Raw genomic sequence first — 16,224 nt, 5'->3', positions numbered from 1 at the left:
GACATCGAAGTGCTGGAGGGCCTGGAGCCGGTGCGGCGCCGGCCGGGCATGTATATCGGCGGCACCGACGAAAAGGCGCTGCATCACCTCTTTGCCGAAGTCATCGACAACTCGATGGACGAGGCCCTCGCCGGTCACGCCACCTTCATCGAGGTCGAACTGAGCGCTGACGGTTTCCTGACGGTGACCGACAACGGTCGTGGCATTCCCATCGACCCGCACCCGAAATTCCCCAAGAAGTCGGCGCTCGAAGTGATCATGTGCACGCTGCATTCGGGCGGCAAGTTCGACTCGAAGGTCTACGAGACCTCGGGCGGCCTGCACGGCGTCGGCATCTCCGTGGTGAACGCCCTCTCCTCGCGGCTCGAGGTCGAGGTCGCGCGCGGCCAGAAGCTCTACCGCATGGCGTTCGAGCGCGGCCAGCCCAAGGGCAAGCTCGAGGATCTCGGCAAGGTCAACAACCGCCGCGGCACCAGGGTCCGCTTCAAACCCGATGCCGACATCTTTGGCGCCAAGGCGACGTTCAAGCCGCAGCGCCTGTTCAAGATGACGCGCTCCAAAGCCTATTTGTTCGGCGGCGTCGAAATCCGTTGGCGCTGCGCCGAGGAACTGCTCAAGGGCATCGAGGATGTGCCCGCCGAGGATACTTTCCACTTCCCCGGAGGCCTGAAGGACTATCTCGGCGTTGCGATCCACGCCGACACGCTGGTTCATCCGGACATCTTCTCGGGCAAGGCCGGCCGCAACGGCGCCCATGGCGCCTGCGAATGGGCCGTGGCCTGGACCGCTGACGCAGACGGATTCCTGTCCTCCTACTGCAACACCGTTCCGACGCCCGACGGCGGCACCCATGAATCGGGGCTGCGCAGCGCTTTGTTGCGCGGGCTGAAGGACCACGCCGAACGCGTCGGCCAGGGCAAGCGCGCCGCATCCGTCACCTCCGAAGACGTGATGACCGGGGCCGCCGCAATGCTCAGCGTGTTCGTGCGCGAGCCCGAATTCCAGGGCCAGACCAAGGACCGTCTCGCCACCGCCGAAGCACAGCGCATCGTCGAACAGGCGATCAAGGATCCGTTCGACCACTGGCTGTCAGGCAACCCGGTACAGGCCAACAAGCTCCTCGACTTCGTCGTCGAACGCGCCGAGGAGCGGCTGCGTCGCCGCCAGGAGAAAGAGGTCGCGCGCAAGACCGCGGGCAAGAAGGCTCGCCTGCCCGGCAAGCTTTCCGATTGTTCCGACGTCGGACTGGAAGGCTCCGAACTCTTCATCGTCGAGGGCGACTCGGCCGGCGGCAGCGCCAAGCATGCGCGTGACCGCAAGACCCAGGCGATCCTTCCCCTGCGCGGCAAAATCCTCAACGTAGCCTCTGCCGGCAGGGACAAGCTCATGGCCAACGCCCAGCTTGCCGACCTCGTCCAGGCAATCGGCTGCGGCACGGGTGCCCAATACCGCGAGGAAGACCTGCGCTACTCGCGCATCATCATCATGACCGACGCCGACGTCGACGGCGCCCACATCGCCTCGCTCCTGATCACGTTCTTCTACCGGCAGATGCAGCGGCTGATCGACGGAGGCCACCTCTATCTGGCCGTGCCGCCGCTCTACAAGCTCACCCACGGCAGCAAGACGTTCTACGCGCGCGACGACGCGCACAAGGAGGCGTTGCTCAAGAGCGAGTTCAATGCCAACGCCAAGGTGGACATCAGCCGCTTCAAGGGGCTGGGCGAGATGATGCCGGCGCAGCTCAAGGAAACCACCATGGATCCGGCCAAGCGGACCTTGCTGAAGGTTGTGCTGCTGGCGGACGACCGCGACGGCACCGCCGATTCGGTCGAGCGGCTGATGGGCACCAAGGCCGAGGCAAGGTTTGCCTTCATCTCGGAAAAGGCCGAATTCGCCAGCGACGACCTGCTGGACGTCTGAGCGGCGGAGTTCCGGCTAAGCACCTTACGCCGTGGGAGAATTCCGTATTCGCGGCGCGCGGATCACCGCCGCAGCTACCTGCAAACGCAAAGCGTTTTCCGCTGACTGTGCCCAGCCAGCAACAGCATTCTGAGCGGTAAACAATTATAGTTCGAGCATCAGATTTGATGAATCGACGCTCAGGCGCGTCTTTTAACCGGCTTCCGAACGGCCAAAGTTGGGGATTTGACCATGAAGAAATTTTTGCTGGCTCTGGCTGCGGTTGCGGCGATGACGGGTGCCGCATCGGCGGCCGACCTGGGCGCACGTCCCATCGCCAAGGCTCCGCCCCCGATCATCGCGCCGAGCTGGACCGGCTTTTACATTTTCGGCGGCGGCGGCGGCGGGTTGTGGAACGCTGACACGACGACCCAGGACACCGCTACGGGCGTCTGCATCCTCTGCGCCAACCAGCGCCAGGGTGGCTCGGGCTGGTTCGGCACCGTTGGTGCCGGTTATGACTGGCAGGTGAACCCGAATTGGGTCTTCGGCGTGTTCGGCGACGGTCAGTTCGGCGACATCAGGGGCACCATCCAGGATCAGACCCCGTTCTGGGCCGGGGATGAAAAGCTGAAGACGTCGTGGGCTGCAGGTGTGCGCATTGGCTATCTCGTGGCTCCGAACGTGCTCTCCTACGTCAACGGTGGTTACTCGGGCTCCAACTGGTCCGGTACAACGCTGTACTCCACGTTCACCGGAATTCCGGCGGGTGCTCACACCAACAGCTTCGATCGCCATGGCTGGTTCATCGGCGGCGGCGTCGAGAACAACCTCAACATCTTCGGCATCAACTCGCCCGGCTGGTTCATGAAGACCGAGTATCGTTCGGCGTTCTACGACAGGACGGCCATCACCGAGCTCTCCGATGCGACCGGCCTGCCCGTCGGGCGCGACATTACGTTCAAGCCGTGGACCCAGACGATCAGCACCTCGATCGTCTACCGCTTCAACTGGACCGGCCCTGTCGTCGCGAAGTACTGATCGCTTCTCCTCCCTCGGTTCTAAAAGCCCCGGCATGTCCGGGGCTTTTTTTGCTGCTTGTTGGCGCCGCACACTCGTTTGCGAGCCTTGGCCCGGCCCCTTCCCGACCGAATCGAATCGTGCCGGCACGAAATACGCTTGCCAATTGGGGACGCGCTGCACCTCCGGTTGCAGAAAGCGAAAGTCGCCCGCGAGGCCCGTTCGGGCACGCCGCGCCAGATTCCCAGCTAAGTATTTGTTATTGCAAGAATTTTTGCCAAGTACCGAGCTAATTGCAATTCACTCTTATATGCATGCTGTGGTTGTTTTCCGCCGAGTGTGTTCGGCGAGTGACAGCTTTTTCCATGGCACATCTGTAGGTTCCATGGACGAAACCATGCGGCCCACGTTGAGGAATGCACCATGAAGAAGATTTTGCTGGCTCTGACCGCGGTTGCGGCGATGACAGGCGCCGCCTCGGCAGCCGATCTCGGCGCCGCTCGGCCCTACGCCAAGGCGCCGGTCGCCGTGCCTGTGGCTGCCAGCTGGACGGGCTGCTACGTCGGCGCCGGCGGTGGCGGTGCTTACACAACTAGCGACCGCAACGATCACTTCACTGCGACTGGTGTTGCGATCACCGCCAATAATACGAACGGCGCGCGTGGCTGGTTCGGCACCGTGGGAGCGGGCTGCGACTACCAGTTCAACAACTTCGTGGTCGGCGTCTTCGGCGACTATGATTTCATGGACGTGAAGGGCGACAAGGGGATCCTCAACGGCTTTTACGGATCCCAGAGGCAGGATTGGCAGTGGGCGGTGGGTGGCCGTATCGGTTACCTGGTTCTGCCCCAGTTGCTGACCTACTTCTCGGGCGGCTACACGCAGGCCCATTGGAAATCGACTGACTATGCCGCGTTTTTGAACACCCCCGCCTTTTCGACGTCCGGCTTCACCAAGGGTGGCTGGTTCATCGGCACGGGTGACGAATATGCCATGAGCTTCCTCCCGGGCTTGTTCTGGAAGACCGAGTACCGTTATTCGGAGTTCGATCGGGCCAATGTGTCGATCAACGACTTTGCCACGGGCGTTCCGACGGTCTATTCCGAGACCCAGAAACTGCGCGAGCACAGCGTGCGCAGCGAACTCGTCTACCGCTTCAACTGGGGCGGCCCGGTCGTCGCCAAGTACTGATCGGACATTCGTATGCAAATCAGAAAGCCCCGGTTCAGCCGGGGCTTTTTTCGTTGTGGGCCCATTTCCTTTCCGCATGCCTCGATGGGTTGACGGCGGCCCAGCCTCGTCCTGATCTACGACCCAAGATCAAGGGAGGGAACGGATGAACGCTGAACTGTTCGGCCTGCGCGGCAGGGTCGCGATCGTCACCGGCGGAAACGGCGGCATTGGACTTGGCATCGCGCGCGGTCTGGCCGCCGCCGGCGCCGACATCGCCGTGGTGGGACGCAACGAATCGAAGTCGAACGCCGCCGTCGACGAGCTCAGGCAGCACGGAATCACGGCCATCGCGGTCACCACCGACGTCACGGACCAGCCGGCCATCAGCGCCATGATCGATCGCGTCAGCGGCGAGTTCGGCAGAATCGACATTCTCGTCAACAACGCCGGCATCAACATACGAAAGCCGCCCCATGCGCTCGAGCTCGAGGAATGGGACAGCGTGATAGACACCAACCTGACGAGCGCGTTCCTGTGTTCGAAGGCGGCCTACCCGGCGATGAAGGCGCAAGCCGCCGGCAAGATCATCAACATCGGCTCGATGATGTCGATCTTCGGCGCGAGCTTCGCGCCGGCCTATGCCGCGAGCAAGGGCGGCATCGTGCAGTTCACCCGCTCCTGCGCCTGCGCCTGGGCGGCCGACAACATCCAGGTCAATGCGATCCTGCCCGGCTGGATCGACACCGATCTCACCAGGCAGGCCCGCGAGCAGGTCGGCGGCCTGCACGATCGGGTGCTCGCGCGCACGCCGGCCGCGCGATGGGGCGAGATCGACGATTTCGCCGGCATTGCGGTATTCCTCGCCTCGCGCGCGTCCGACTTCGTCACCGGCACGGCCATTCCGGTCGACGGCGGCTATTCGATCATGGGCTGATAAGTCACGCAGTTGTCGCCCGGCAGAGCCGACCCGGGCTCCATTGCCCCGGAGTTTTCTCGGCCGTGCTGTGGCCCTTTTGCAACCAGCACGAGAAAAGTTCCAATGCATGCTCTGATACCGCCGTGCTCGGGCGAGCTGGGCGTAGCTTGTGTTCCGAAACTTAACCCGTCGAGGTTTGAGCCTTCGTTCGACCTCTGCATGGAAATGGGGGCAGCGTGCGCCAAGCACGAACCATTCTTCCGATCGCGGCCGCGATTGCTTCGATCAGCTTTGCGGGTGCCGCCTCGGCGGCCGATCTGGCACCGCGCTATACGAAGGCTCCGCCGGCTGCCGTTGTGGCACTCTATGATTGGACCGGCTTCTACGTTGGCGCCCAGGTCGGCTACGACTGGCGCCGGGATTCAAACGTGGAGCGCTTCATTGCCACCGGTCTGCCGGATGGATGGACCGCCAGCAGCGATCCCTCCGGCATCGTTGGCGGCTTGCATGCCGGCTACAACATCCAGTCCGGCAAATTCGTCTTCGGTTTGGAGGGCGATATCGAAGCCGCGGACATCAAGGGCACCGGCTTCTACAGATTCAACGGCGGCCCCGCGATCACCGACCATATCGACTCCCGGACGCGCTGGCAGGGTTCTTTCCGGGGTCGCCTCGGCCTGGCTGCCAACAACTGGCTCCTCTACGCCACCGGCGGTCTCACCTTCGCGGATTTTGAGCACGTCTACGTGAGCGGTGTCGCCGGTCCGCCGATCACATCGTTCAGCACCACGAGGGCCGGCTGGACCGTAGGCGCTGGTGTCGAATATGGGTTTACGACCAACTGGCGGGCGCGGGTCGAGTACCGCTACTCCGACTACGGCACGATTACCAACAATGTCGGCGCTCAGTTCGCCGGCGGATTGCAGGACCAGAGGATCACCGACAATTCGGTCCGCGTTGGCGTCAGCTATCATTGGGGCGGTCCGGTCGTCGCCAGGTACTGATCGATTACCCTTCTTCGATCAAGAGCCCCGGCATAGCCCGGGGCTTTTTCGTTCATGGCGTGATCTTCCGTTCACGCGTCTTGCGAAACAGATCTCTCGCCGCCTCGTGCAAACGAACCGATCACACCGAGCATTCTCCGAATGTGAGAAAGCCCCGGTCGAGCCGGGGCTTTGTGCTCCTGGACGCAATCGTTTCGATGGACATCAACCGGCAAATCAATTGTTGCTGCGGTTTGCGGTCCGAAAGCTCTTGATCTCCGACACGCTGCCGTCGCGATAGGTCAATTCCACCGACATGAATTGCGTTGTCGGCGGCAGTCTTTGATAGAGCTCCGCCTTGTAGGGAATTGCGCTCGGGTCCCTGAGATCGCACGGCGGCATCTTCAGCACCTTGTCCGGCACGGCGGTATCGATGCCGATGCGCACCTCGCGGATGGCGCAGCGATACGACACCAGATGGGTCCAATAGACCATCAGGCCGTTGAATTCGCGGAACGACAGCCAGCTCGTGGCGGTCATGTCGAGGATCTTGCGCTGATCGCGGATCAGAGCTGCTTCCGGATCGAACTTGATCGGAAACGGTCCCTGCGTATCTCCGCCCGCATCGACATAGCGAACCTCGATCGTTGCCGGACCTGCATCGGGCGGCAACTGGATCGACGGATTGGGCATGCGCTTGCGCGTGCGCGAGTCCAGCGCGTCGAGAAAGCCGGTCTCGCGAAACTCACCGGAATCGCCCATGCGCCAGGAAATCCCGAGCGTCGGATCGATGATCGAGAACGTCACCGTCCAGCCGCCATTGTGACGCGAGAAACTCGCGATCGGCGCGTTGGTGGTTTCTTCCTTCGGCACCCGCGGCACCGAGACCGGAGGCAGCGCCGCGATCTTCTGCGGCGGCGGATCAGCGGGCCTTGCGGCATCGGCCGCGGCCTTTGCGCCGTTCAGGAACACGTCGTCGACCATCTGGTCGAAATAGACCGGAATCTGCTTATGACGCACCGTCTCCGCCATTTCGCTGACGGTGCGGCGCGTTTGCTGGGCCACCTGCACGAGGTTCATGCCCGGCTGCAGCAACTGCCTGGCGAAGCTGCGCGTGAATACCGAATTCGGATTTGTATCGTCGTTGGAGAGCCGGTCCAGCGCGGTCTGGCGGGGACCGGCCGAAAACACCGAGAACACCCCTTCGGGCAGTTGCGTCATCGGCGCAAGCCCGCCGCCACCGGCCACCGCGCGCGTGCCCGGCCGCTCGAACGGATTGTTGCGGCAGGCATCGAACACAAGGATCGAGGTACGCGCCTTCTTGTTCTGCAATCGCTCGACGATGCGGTCGGCGAGGACTGAAGCATCGCGCACCAGTTCCTCCTGGCCTTCGGTCGCGGCCGGAACGTCGGTCGGCAGCAGGAAATTCTGCCCCGCGATCTCAAAACCATGACCGGCGAAGAAGAAGAACGCGGTATCGCCGGGCTCGATCGCCCTGTCGAAGGCGAGCAGCGTCTCACTGAACTGCAGGCGATTCTGGTTCTCGGCGACCATCACCGCAAAGCCGAGCTGCCTTAAGGTGTCCCCCATGGTGCGGGCGTCGTTCACCGCCTTCTGCAACTTCGGGACATATTTGTAGTCGTTGTTGCCGATCACGAGTGCAACACGCTTTTCGGCTTGAGCGGGTGCGGCGAGTCCCAGCACCAGCGCAGCCACGGCCCCGGCAATTGCAGCCCTGAACGAATAGTCTTTTCTCATCCTGTTTCCCCTGCCCTGGCTGCCCCTGCCCCGTTGCGCCAAGGTCCTTTGCCGTAGTCGGCAGAGCGCAAATGCCGGTTCAACGGCCCTTTCCAAAGCTCCCGATGACACGTAATTCCCCCGTTTCCTGCAAAAACATTAAGCTTTTTAGGCGCTTCCCGCAGCCGCGCCATTGACTTTGCCCAATTCGCCCCTATGTTTCGGGTCGACGCGGCTCTGTATCCAACGCGATTCCTGAGCCTGCCGCTTGTCAGCGTAAGTCAGCACCCCCAGCTTTTCTTCGAAGCGCGCCGTTTTGGGGTGAAACGCGACGGCCTTTTTACCCTCGATTCCGAACGGCGGTTTCGACTAGAGGCTCAATGTCTTTTTCCCAACTCGGCCTGTCCGAAAAAGTCCTCGCCGCAGTGGCGGCCACCGGTTACACCCAACCTACCCCCATCCAGGAACAAGCAATCCCCCATGTGCTGGCGCGCCGGGATGTTCTCGGCATCGCGCAGACCGGCACCGGCAAGACGGCAGCCTTCGTGCTGCCCATGCTCACCATTCTCGAGAAGGGTCGCGCCCGCGCCCGCATGCCGCGAACGCTCATCCTCGAGCCTACGCGCGAGTTGGCGGCGCAGGTCAAGGAGAACTTCGACCGCTACGGCGCAGGCCAGAAGCTGAACGTTGCGCTCCTGATCGGCGGCGTCTCCTTCGGCGACCAGGATTCCAAGCTGACGCGCGGCGTGGACGTGTTGATCGCCACGCCGGGCCGCTTGCTCGATCACACCGAGCGCGGCGGTCTGCTGCTCAACGGCGTCGAACTGCTCGTCATCGACGAAGCCGACCGCATGCTCGACATGGGCTTCATCCCGGACATCGAGCGCATCTGCAAGCTGGTGCCTTTCACCCGGCAGACGCTGTTCTTCACTGCAACCATGCCGCCGGAAATCCGGCGCATCACCGAAGCCTTCCTGCACAACCCGCAGAAGGTCGAGGTCTCAAGGCCGGCGACCGCCGCCGTTACCGTGACGCAGTCACAGGTCCCCGCAGGCCGTGAACCGCACGAAAAGCGCGATCTGCTGCGCCGCCTGCTGCGCGACGCCAAGGACCTCAAGAACGCAATCATCTTCTGCAACCGCAAGCGCGAGGTCGCGACTCTGCACAAGTCGCTGCAGAAGCACGGCTTTGCCGTCGCGGCCCTGCACGGCGACATGGATCAGCCCGCGCGCATGGCGGCGCTCGAACAATTCCGCAAGGGCGAGCTGCCCCTGCTCGTCGCCTCAGACGTCGCGGCCCGCGGCCTCGACATTCCTGAAGTCAGCCACGTCTTCAACTTCGACGTCCCCCATCATCCCGACGATTACGTTCACCGCATCGGCCGCACTGGGCGCGCAGGGCGCGCGGGTGCCGCGATTTCGCTGGTCACGCCACCCGACCAGAAATCTATCGCTGCGATCGAAAAGCTGATCGGCCAAAGCATTCCGCGCGCCGAGGGCAACTACGAAATTCACGCCGACGCTTCGTCGCCGCCGTCCGAGGGCGAACATGCGCGCGAGCCACGTTCGCGCGAGCGCCAGCGCGGCGGACGCAAGGCGCAGCGCGGCCATGAACCGCGAAAAGAAGGACCGCGAAAAGAAGGGCCACGAAGAGAGGCATCGCGAAAGGAAGGCTCGCGAAAAGACACGCGGCCCGCGTCCGACACGCGCATCGCCGGCTCACATCAGACCGCGCGCGAGTCTACCGTGCCTTCGATCGGCCGCGCTGAACCGCGCCGAGTGAAGCGCGAGACCGATTCCGAGCCTGCGGATCATTCGCATCTTCCCGCATTTCTGCTGCGGCCCGTTCGCGCCTGAACCAGAGCCCGTTTACCGGTCCTTCATTCTCGTCCATTAGCGTGCCGGCCATAATTAAGGCATTGCTGCGGGCGGCCGGCATCGGCCGCCATGGGGACGTTTTCAGTGGCCAAGGTGCTCGACGAACACGAACGCACGATGGCGTTTGCCGAGATCGCGCTCGGACAGATCAGGTCACTTCGGCAGAACGCGATCCCACGCAATTACGAGATCTGGTACGTCTACGCCACGGGCTACAACGCCCAGCTCAACAAGATCATCAATGAGACGCTGACGCGCAGCGGCAAGCTGACCGAGTCCGATCTCGAGCAGATCTACGAGACCTATCTCTCCCACATCAAAGCCACCGATCGCATCGACAAGGTCGGCGCGCGCGTCATCGGCGAGATCGACGACGTGGTAAAGCTTCTGGGCGAAGCGCTGGGGGTGTCCGCCACCTACTATGAAAGCCTGACCGGCGCGGGCCAGGAACTCTCGATCGCGCAGAACACGGACCAGGTCAGGAGCGTCATCGAGATACTGGTCAAATCGACGCGTGAAATGCGCGACACCAACATGGCGCTGGAAGAACGCCTGAACCTGTCGAAGAACGAAATCAGCAGCCTGCAGCAGAGCCTGGAAGCGATCCGGGCGGAAAGCCTCACCGACCCGCTCACCGGACTTGGCAATCGCAAGTATTTCGATCGCATGATCGACGCCGCCGTTCAGGAAGCGTTCGCGAACGGCGAGCCGCTCAGTCTGCTTCTGTTGGACATCGACCATTTCAAGTCGTTCAACGATTCCTATGGCCATCTCACCGGAGACCAGGTGCTGCGGCTTGTCGGCTTGTCGCTCAGGCAGACCATCAAGGGCCAGGACATCACCGCGCGATACGGCGGCGAGGAATTCGCCGTGGTGCTGCCCAACACCGGATTGCGCCAGGCGCTCACGGTCGCCGATCACATCCGACGCGCGATAATGGCCAAGGAGCTCAAGAAGAAATCGACCGGCGAGATTCTTGGGCGTGTCACCATTTCGGTCGGCGTCTCCCAGCTGAAGCTCGGCGACGACACGGACGCGCTGATCGAGCGTGCCGATGCCTGCCTGTACGCAGCCAAGCGCACCGGCCGCAATCGCGTGATCTGTGAAATCGATCCGGAATACGTCGCCGAGGCGCGCAGCCAGGTGGCGTGACATTCAACGACAGTCGTCATTCCGGGTGCGGCGAAGCCGCGAACCCGGAATCCATAACCAACATTGTGAGTAGGGATTCTCTGATGTGCAATTGCGCATCACTGCTCGCGCCCAGGGGCGCGCCCCGGAATGACGAGACCTGAAAAGACTACTGCTTCCCTCCGGCAGCCTTTCGACCCGACGCCTTGTTACCTGCCTTCTTCTTTGCCGGTCTCCTCACTGACTTGGCCGGCTTCCGCGTCTTAACGCGCTTCTTCAGGGCCGCACGCTGGGCGGCGGCGAGCGCCGCCCTCGCCCATCCAGCGAGTGCTTCGGAGTCATCAAACAGCCGCGCCGGCAATTGCCAGTAGGAATTGACGACCACGGCCTTCGCGCGCGTCTGATACTGAAACGGCTGTGAGCCCTCCGCCTCATAATCCGGAATGGTCTCCTGGTCGGCGCGAAAGTAGAGTCCGGCGCGCAGCGCCAGCGCGAAGTTGGTGCCGTCGACGGAGATGCCGTAGCCGGAAAACATGCGGCGGATGGTCACCGGACCAAAATCCGCGAACAGGTCGATCAGGAATTCGCGGTCCATGGGAAGTCACCGTGGAAGTGATGACTTCAGTGGATAGCACGCCCGTCATTGCGAGCGAAGCGAAGCAATCCAGAAATGTTTCCGCAGAGACAGTCTGGATTGCTTCGTCGCTGTCGCTCCTCGCAAAGACGTATTGAACCAGCCGGCGGCCTACCCGTCGATCTTGGCCGGGGTCAGCTGCACCGATTCGCCGCAGCCGCAGGCGCCGGTCTGGTTGGGGTTGTTGAAGACGAACTGGGCCGACATCTTGTCGACCTTGTAATCCATCTCGGTGCCGAGCAGGAACAGCACGGCCTTGGGATCGACCAGGATCTTCACACCCTTGTCCTCGACGACCTCGTCCGTCGGGCGGATCTCGTGGGCATATTCGACGGTGTAGGATTGCCCGGCGCACCCGCCGTTCTTGACCCCGACCCGAAGGCCGACGATTTCCGAATCGCCGCGCCTGGTCAGCTCGAGAATTCGCGTCGCCGCGGCCTCCGTCAGGCGCATGACCTGCGGACGCGGACGCGCCTTTGGCTTCGGTGCCGGTGATGATGCCTGGGTCATATCGTCCATGTGTCAATGCTCAATGCTGATGTGGTCAGTGCCGCAGCAAGTTCAATGCCAGTTGTCGGCCCGCCTCTCGTCGATCGAACGCTTCACCACATATTGAGGACGAGGCGTGCTTCGTCGCTCATTCGTTCCGGCGACCACATTGGTTCCCAGACGACCTTTACCTCGACCACGCCGACCCCGGGGACGCTCGCCACCGCGTTTTCCACCATGGTCGGCAGTTCGCCGGCGGCCGGGCAGTTCGGGGTGGTCAGCGTCATGAGGACATCGACCGAGCGGTCGTCCCTGATCTCGACCTTGTAGATGAGGCCGAGCTCGTAAATGTCGGCGGGAATTTCCGGATCAAACACGGTCTTCAGCGCCGCGATGATCTCGCTCGTCAGGCGCTCGGTCTCCTCCGGCGGCAACGCCGAATGGGTTTCCATCGGGTTTGGTTTGACGTCGGCCATATCGGTCATGCAAACAATTCCCGCGCCTTGATCAGCGCTTCTGCCAGATGGTCCACTTCTTCACGGGTATTATACATACCGAAGGAAGCGCGGCACGTAGCGGTCACGTTGAACCGTTCTAAAAGCGGCATCACGCAATGGGTGCCGGCGCGCACGGCGATGCCCTGCCGGTCGATGACGGTCGCGATATCGTGAGGATGGGCGCCCTTCAGCTCGAATGAAATCACCGGTCCCTTGCCGCGCGCGGTGCCGATCAGGCGCAGCGAGTTGATCTCGCGCAGCCGGTCCTGGGCGTAGGTCAGAAGCTCGTGCTCATGAGCGGCAATCCGCTCCTTGCCGATCGAATTGACGTAATCGATGGCTGCTCCGAACCCGGCCGCCTCGACGATGGCCGGCGTTCCGGCCTCGAACTTGTGCGGCGGATCGCCATAGGTCACCCAATCCTTCGAAACCTCGCGGATCATCTCGCCGCCGCCGTTGAACGGGCGCATGGCGACGAGGTGCTCATGCCTGGCATAGAGGGCGCCGATGCCGCTCGGCCCGTACAGCTTGTGGGCAGTGATGACATAGAAGTCGCAATCGATGTCCTGCACGTCGACGGGGAGGTGTACGGCGGCCTGGCTGCCGTCGACCAGCACCGGGATGCCGCGGGCATGGGCGATCTTGACCACGTCCTTGACCGGCACGATGGTGCCGAGAGCGTTCGACATGTGCGTGATCGCGACCAGCCTGGTGCGCGAGGTCAGCAGCTTCTCGAACTCCTCGATCAGGAAATTGCCTTCGTCATCGACGGGCGCCCACTTGATTACCGCGCCATGGCGTTCCCGCAGGAAATGCCAGGGCACGATGTTGGAGTGGTGCTCCATGATCGAGATGACGATCTCGTCGCCTTCCTTGATGTTCGGCTCGCCCCACGACGAAGCCACGAGGTTGATCGCCTCGGTGGCGTTGCGGGTGAAGACAATCTCCTCGGGCCGGCGGGCGTTGAGGAATTGCGCCACCTTGGCGCGGCCGCCCTCGTAGGCTTCCGTCGCCACGTTGGCGAGATAATGCAGGCCGCGATGCACGTTGGCATATTCGCTGGTGTAGGCCTTGTTCATGCGGTCGAGAACAGCCCGCGGCTTCTGCGCCGAGGCCGCGTTATCCAGATAGACCAGCGGCTTGCCATAGACCTTCAGCGCCAGCGCGGGAAAATCCTGCCGCAGCTGAGCGACGTCGTAGCCGCCATTCAGCACCGCCGGATGCCTACTCATCGGCGCGCCTCCAGCCAGCGTTGCGCCGCGTCTTCGACCGTCTCGCGCAACGCATCGTTCGCGATCTGCTCGATCGCCTCGCCGACGAAGGCCTGGATCAGCAGCGCCTGGGCTTCCTTCTCGGGAAGGCCGCGCGCCCTCAAGTAGAACAGCAGGCTCTCGTCGATGGCACCGGTCGTCGCGCCGTGCCCGCAGGCAACGTCGTCGGCGAAGATTTCGAGCTCGGGCTTGTTGTCGGCCTCCGCTTCATCCGACAGGAGCAGCGCCCGCGTCATCATCTTGCCGTCGGTCTTCTGCGCGTCCGGACGAACGATGATACGGCCCTGGAACACCGAGTGCGCCCGGTCGTCAATGACGGCGCGGAAAGTCTCGCGGCTGGTGCAGCCGGGAACGGTATGGTCGACCACGAGCGTCAGGTCACCATGCTCCTTGTCCTTCAAAAGATTGACGCCGTTGATGGAGAGCTCGCTGCCCTCGCCCGCCAGCGTGAAAAAACCCTGCAGGCGGCTGACGGCGCCGCCGCTGGTCATGTTGAAGAAGTTCAGCTTTACCCTGGCGCCGACCGTGACGACCTGGGAGGTGATGTTCACGGCGTCCGACGCATCGGCCATCAGCCTGACATGCGAAACGTCAGCCTCGTCGCCGATCCATAGAATGACGGCGTCGTTAACCTGGTAGGCGCCCGCGCCCTCGGCCGCGATGAAGGTCTCGACCAGCGTCACTCGCGCACCGTTGCCGATGCTCAGATGCGAGCGGGTGAACGCCGAGGCGGACGCTGCGGTCGCGACGTGGATGAGGTGGATGGGCGCGGCAAGTTCCGCGCCGTCGGCAATGGTGAGCACGACGCCATCCGTCGCCATCGCCGCGTTCAGCGAAATCATGGCATCGGTCGAGGCAGTCTGCAGCAGGTCGCCGCGCGCATCCGTTTCCAGCACATCGCTCAGCTCGCGGACGCTGACGCCGGCGCCCACCGCGGCGACGTCGGACAGCTCAGGCACGAACACGCCGTCCACCAGCACCAGTCGGCGCGCGCCGTCGATCGCGTGCGCCTTGATCGCAGCCCCGGCACGCGCCAGGGCCGCCGCGTCCGGCGCAGGAGCCAGCGGCAACACCTCGCGCACCAGGGCGCGCAGGTCGGTGTATTTCCACTCCTCGATGCGGCGGTGCGGAAGCCCGAGACGCTCGTAGGTCTCGAACGCCTGCCGGCACAACTCGGCGATCTCGGCGTTGCCGGACAGCCGGCTTCGTGCGGCGGCGAAAACTGCGCTTGCCGTGCTGCCGGTCCCGGTCTTTGCCAAAGCAACGTTCATCGCAAGATCCGTCTTCAGGCTGCGTTCTCGAACTGGGCGTAACCCTGAGCCTCGAGCTCCAGCGCCAGTTCCTTACCGCCAGTCTTCACCACCCGGCCGCGCGACATGACGTGCACGACGTCCGGCACGATATAGTTCAGTAGCCGTTGATAGTGGGTGATCACCACCATCGCGCGCTTGGGCGAACGCAGCGCGTTGACGCCGTCGGCCGCGATCCGCAGCGCGTCGATGTCGAGGCCGGAATCCATCTCGTCGAGGATGCACAGACTCGGCTCGAACAGCGCCATCTGCAGCACCTCGTTGCGCTTCTTCTCGCCGCCGGAGAAACCGACGTTGACACCGCGCTTGAGCATGTCCTGCGGGATGTTCAACGACTTTGCCACCTCGCGGACCTTCTTCAGAAAATCAGGCGTGGAGTATTCGGCCTCGCCACGCGCCTTGCGCTGCGCGTTCAGCGCCGTGCGCAGGAAGGTCATGGTGGCAACGCCCGGAATCTCGACCGGATACTGGAACGCCAGGAATACGCCTTTGGCGGCGCGCTCTTCCGGGTCCATTTCCAGGAGGTTCTCGCCGTTGAACAGGATCTCGCCTTCGGTGACCTCATAGCCGGGCTTGCCGGCAATGACGTGAGAGAGCGTCGACTTGCCGGAGCCGTTCGGCCCCATGATCGCATGCACCTCGCCTTCGTTCACGTTAAGCGAAAGCCCGTGGAGGATCTCGCGATCCTCGACACAGACATGCAGGTCCTTGACTTCAAGCAATGGCATCATCGTTTCCAATCTAATCGATGTCCTGAAAGGCTCCGAACGCGCTCCCGCGGGGACACGCAACTATCCAACTGATCCTTCGAGCGAGATCGAGATCAACTTCTGAGCCTCAACGGCGAACTCCATCGGCAGCTGCTGCAGCACGTCCTTGACGAAACCGTTGACGACGAGGCCGACCGCCTCCTCCTGGCTCAGCCCGCGCTGGATGCAGTAGAACAAGACGTCCTCGGAGATCTTCGAGGTCGTCGCCTCGTGCTCGAAGGTCGCGGAGGAGTTCTTGGCCTCGATGTACGGGACGGTGTGCGCGCCGCATTTGTCGCCGATCAGGAGCGAATCGCAGGCGGTGAAGTTGCGGGCCCCTAGGGCCTTGCGGTGCGCGGTGACGAGGCCGCGATAGGTGTTCTGCGACTTGCCCGCGGCAATGCCCTTGGAGATGATCCGGCTGGTCGTGTTCCGGCCGAGATGGATCATCTTGGTGCCGCTATCGACCTGCTGATAGCCGTTCGAGATCGCGATCGAGTAGAACTCGCCGCGCGAATTGTCGCCGCGCAGGATG

The 16,224-nt window shown here is 62.9% G+C and carries 15 protein-coding genes; 7 read left to right on the top strand and 8 right to left on the bottom strand.

The window, feature by feature from the left end:
• The 5 genes from parE to HY852_RS24405 all read left to right on the top strand — a co-directional run.
• The coding region (gene parE, locus HY852_RS24425) for a DNA topoisomerase IV subunit B (RefSeq protein ID WP_291607466.1) at positions 1 to 1,923 on the top strand (1,923 nt) is incomplete at its 5' end.
• A gap of 231 nt (positions 1,924 to 2,154) precedes the next feature.
• Positions 2,155 to 2,943 (top strand): porin family protein, encoded by a 789-nt coding sequence (locus tag HY852_RS24420; protein ID WP_291607465.1) that lies wholly within the window; start codon positions 2,155 to 2,157, stop codon positions 2,941 to 2,943.
• A gap of 402 nt (positions 2,944 to 3,345) precedes the next feature.
• Positions 3,346 to 4,113 (top strand): porin family protein, encoded by a 768-nt coding sequence (locus HY852_RS24415; protein ID WP_291607464.1) that lies wholly within the window; start codon positions 3,346 to 3,348, stop codon positions 4,111 to 4,113.
• A gap of 145 nt (positions 4,114 to 4,258) precedes the next feature.
• On the top strand, positions 4,259 to 5,029 hold the full coding sequence (locus tag HY852_RS24410; protein WP_291607463.1) for an SDR family NAD(P)-dependent oxidoreductase: 771 nt from the start codon (positions 4,259 to 4,261) through the stop codon (positions 5,027 to 5,029).
• 218 nt (positions 5,030 to 5,247) lie between these two features.
• Positions 5,248 to 6,015, top strand: a complete 768-nt coding sequence (locus HY852_RS24405; protein WP_291607462.1) for an outer membrane protein — start codon at positions 5,248 to 5,250, stop codon at positions 6,013 to 6,015.
• Positions 6,016 to 6,231: 216 nt separating this feature from the next.
• On the opposite strand, the gene HY852_RS24400 is transcribed toward HY852_RS24405, so the two are convergent.
• Positions 6,232 to 7,752, bottom strand: coding sequence for a caspase family protein (locus HY852_RS24400; protein ID WP_291607461.1), 1,521 nt, complete (start codon positions 7,750 to 7,752; stop codon positions 6,232 to 6,234).
• A gap of 359 nt (positions 7,753 to 8,111) precedes the next feature.
• Here HY852_RS24400 and HY852_RS24395 point away from each other — a divergent pair, with 359 nt between their 5' ends.
• Both HY852_RS24395 and HY852_RS24390 read left to right on the top strand, forming a co-directional pair.
• Positions 8,112 to 9,587 (top strand): DEAD/DEAH box helicase, encoded by a 1,476-nt coding sequence (locus HY852_RS24395; RefSeq protein ID WP_291607460.1) that lies wholly within the window; start codon positions 8,112 to 8,114, stop codon positions 9,585 to 9,587.
• Positions 9,588 to 9,692: 105 nt separating this feature from the next.
• Positions 9,693 to 10,760 carry a GGDEF domain-containing protein gene (locus tag HY852_RS24390; RefSeq protein WP_291607467.1) on the top strand — a complete coding sequence of 356 codons (1,068 nt, stop codon included), beginning with the start codon at positions 9,693 to 9,695 and terminating at the stop codon, positions 10,758 to 10,760.
• A gap of 148 nt (positions 10,761 to 10,908) precedes the next feature.
• On the opposite strand, the gene HY852_RS24385 is transcribed toward HY852_RS24390, so the two are convergent.
• The 7 genes from HY852_RS24385 to HY852_RS24355 all read right to left on the bottom strand — a co-directional run.
• Positions 10,909 to 11,334 carry a TfoX/Sxy family protein gene (locus tag HY852_RS24385; RefSeq protein WP_291607459.1) on the bottom strand — a complete coding sequence of 142 codons (426 nt, stop codon included), beginning with the start codon at positions 11,332 to 11,334 and terminating at the stop codon, positions 10,909 to 10,911.
• Between the two features lie 150 nt (positions 11,335 to 11,484).
• Complete coding sequence (locus HY852_RS24380) at positions 11,485 to 11,892, bottom strand: iron-sulfur cluster assembly accessory protein (RefSeq protein ID WP_291607458.1); 408 nt, start codon at positions 11,890 to 11,892, stop codon at positions 11,485 to 11,487.
• Positions 11,893 to 11,975: 83 nt separating this feature from the next.
• Positions 11,976 to 12,347, bottom strand: a complete 372-nt coding sequence (locus tag HY852_RS24375) for an SUF system Fe-S cluster assembly protein (protein WP_291607457.1) — start codon at positions 12,345 to 12,347, stop codon at positions 11,976 to 11,978.
• The gene (locus HY852_RS24370) at positions 12,344 to 13,591 is read right to left on the bottom strand and encodes a cysteine desulfurase (protein ID WP_291607456.1); all 1,248 of its coding nucleotides are present in this window, start codon (positions 13,589 to 13,591) and stop codon (positions 12,344 to 12,346) included. The genes HY852_RS24375 and HY852_RS24370 overlap by 4 nt, the downstream gene beginning before the upstream one ends.
• Positions 13,588 to 14,901: a Fe-S cluster assembly protein SufD gene (gene sufD / locus HY852_RS24365; RefSeq protein ID WP_291607455.1), complete on the bottom strand. Its 1,314-nt coding sequence runs from the start codon at positions 14,899 to 14,901 to the stop codon at positions 13,588 to 13,590. Before sufD ends, HY852_RS24370 begins: the two co-directional genes overlap by 4 nt.
• Positions 14,902 to 14,915: 14 nt before the next feature.
• Positions 14,916 to 15,668, bottom strand: a complete 753-nt coding sequence (sufC, locus tag HY852_RS24360) for a Fe-S cluster assembly ATPase SufC (RefSeq protein WP_291607454.1) — start codon at positions 15,666 to 15,668, stop codon at positions 14,916 to 14,918.
• A gap of 63 nt (positions 15,669 to 15,731) precedes the next feature.
• Positions 15,732 to 16,224 (bottom strand): SufD family Fe-S cluster assembly protein (locus tag HY852_RS24355; RefSeq protein WP_291605491.1); only part of this gene is annotated, 493 nt, incomplete at its 5' end.

It is taken from the genome of Bradyrhizobium sp., from assembly GCF_016213215.1.
Classification (GTDB): Bacteria; Pseudomonadota; Alphaproteobacteria; order Rhizobiales; family Xanthobacteraceae; genus Bradyrhizobium.
The sequence above is the reverse complement of the archived record's forward strand: the minus strand, read 5'-3'. Positions and strand labels throughout refer to the sequence as shown.

Excerpts from the sequence above, each read along its gene's own strand:
- HY852_RS24385 (WP_291607459.1), bottom strand. The coding sequence starts at position 11,334 with ATGGACCGCGAATTCCTGATCGACCTGTTCGCGGATTTTGGTCCGGTG.
- sufD (WP_291607455.1), bottom strand. The coding sequence starts at position 14,901 with ATGAACGTTGCTTTGGCAAAGACCGGGACCGGCAGCACGGCAAGCGCA.
- HY852_RS24375 (WP_291607457.1), bottom strand. The coding sequence starts at position 12,347 with ATGACCGATATGGCCGACGTCAAACCAAACCCGATGGAAACCCATTCG.
- HY852_RS24410 (WP_291607463.1), top strand. The coding sequence starts at position 4,259 with ATGAACGCTGAACTGTTCGGCCTGCGCGGCAGGGTCGCGATCGTCACC.
- HY852_RS24395 (WP_291607460.1), top strand. The coding sequence starts at position 8,112 with ATGTCTTTTTCCCAACTCGGCCTGTCCGAAAAAGTCCTCGCCGCAGTG.
- sufC (WP_291607454.1), bottom strand. The coding sequence starts at position 15,668 with ATGCCATTGCTTGAAGTCAAGGACCTGCATGTCTGTGTCGAGGATCGC.
- HY852_RS24370 (WP_291607456.1), bottom strand. The coding sequence starts at position 13,591 with ATGAGTAGGCATCCGGCGGTGCTGAATGGCGGCTACGACGTCGCTCAG.
- HY852_RS24415 (WP_291607464.1), top strand. The coding sequence starts at position 3,346 with ATGAAGAAGATTTTGCTGGCTCTGACCGCGGTTGCGGCGATGACAGGC.
- HY852_RS24420 (WP_291607465.1), top strand. The coding sequence starts at position 2,155 with ATGAAGAAATTTTTGCTGGCTCTGGCTGCGGTTGCGGCGATGACGGGT.
- HY852_RS24400 (WP_291607461.1), bottom strand. The coding sequence starts at position 7,752 with ATGAGAAAAGACTATTCGTTCAGGGCTGCAATTGCCGGGGCCGTGGCT.
- HY852_RS24380 (WP_291607458.1), bottom strand. The coding sequence starts at position 11,892 with ATGGACGATATGACCCAGGCATCATCACCGGCACCGAAGCCAAAGGCG.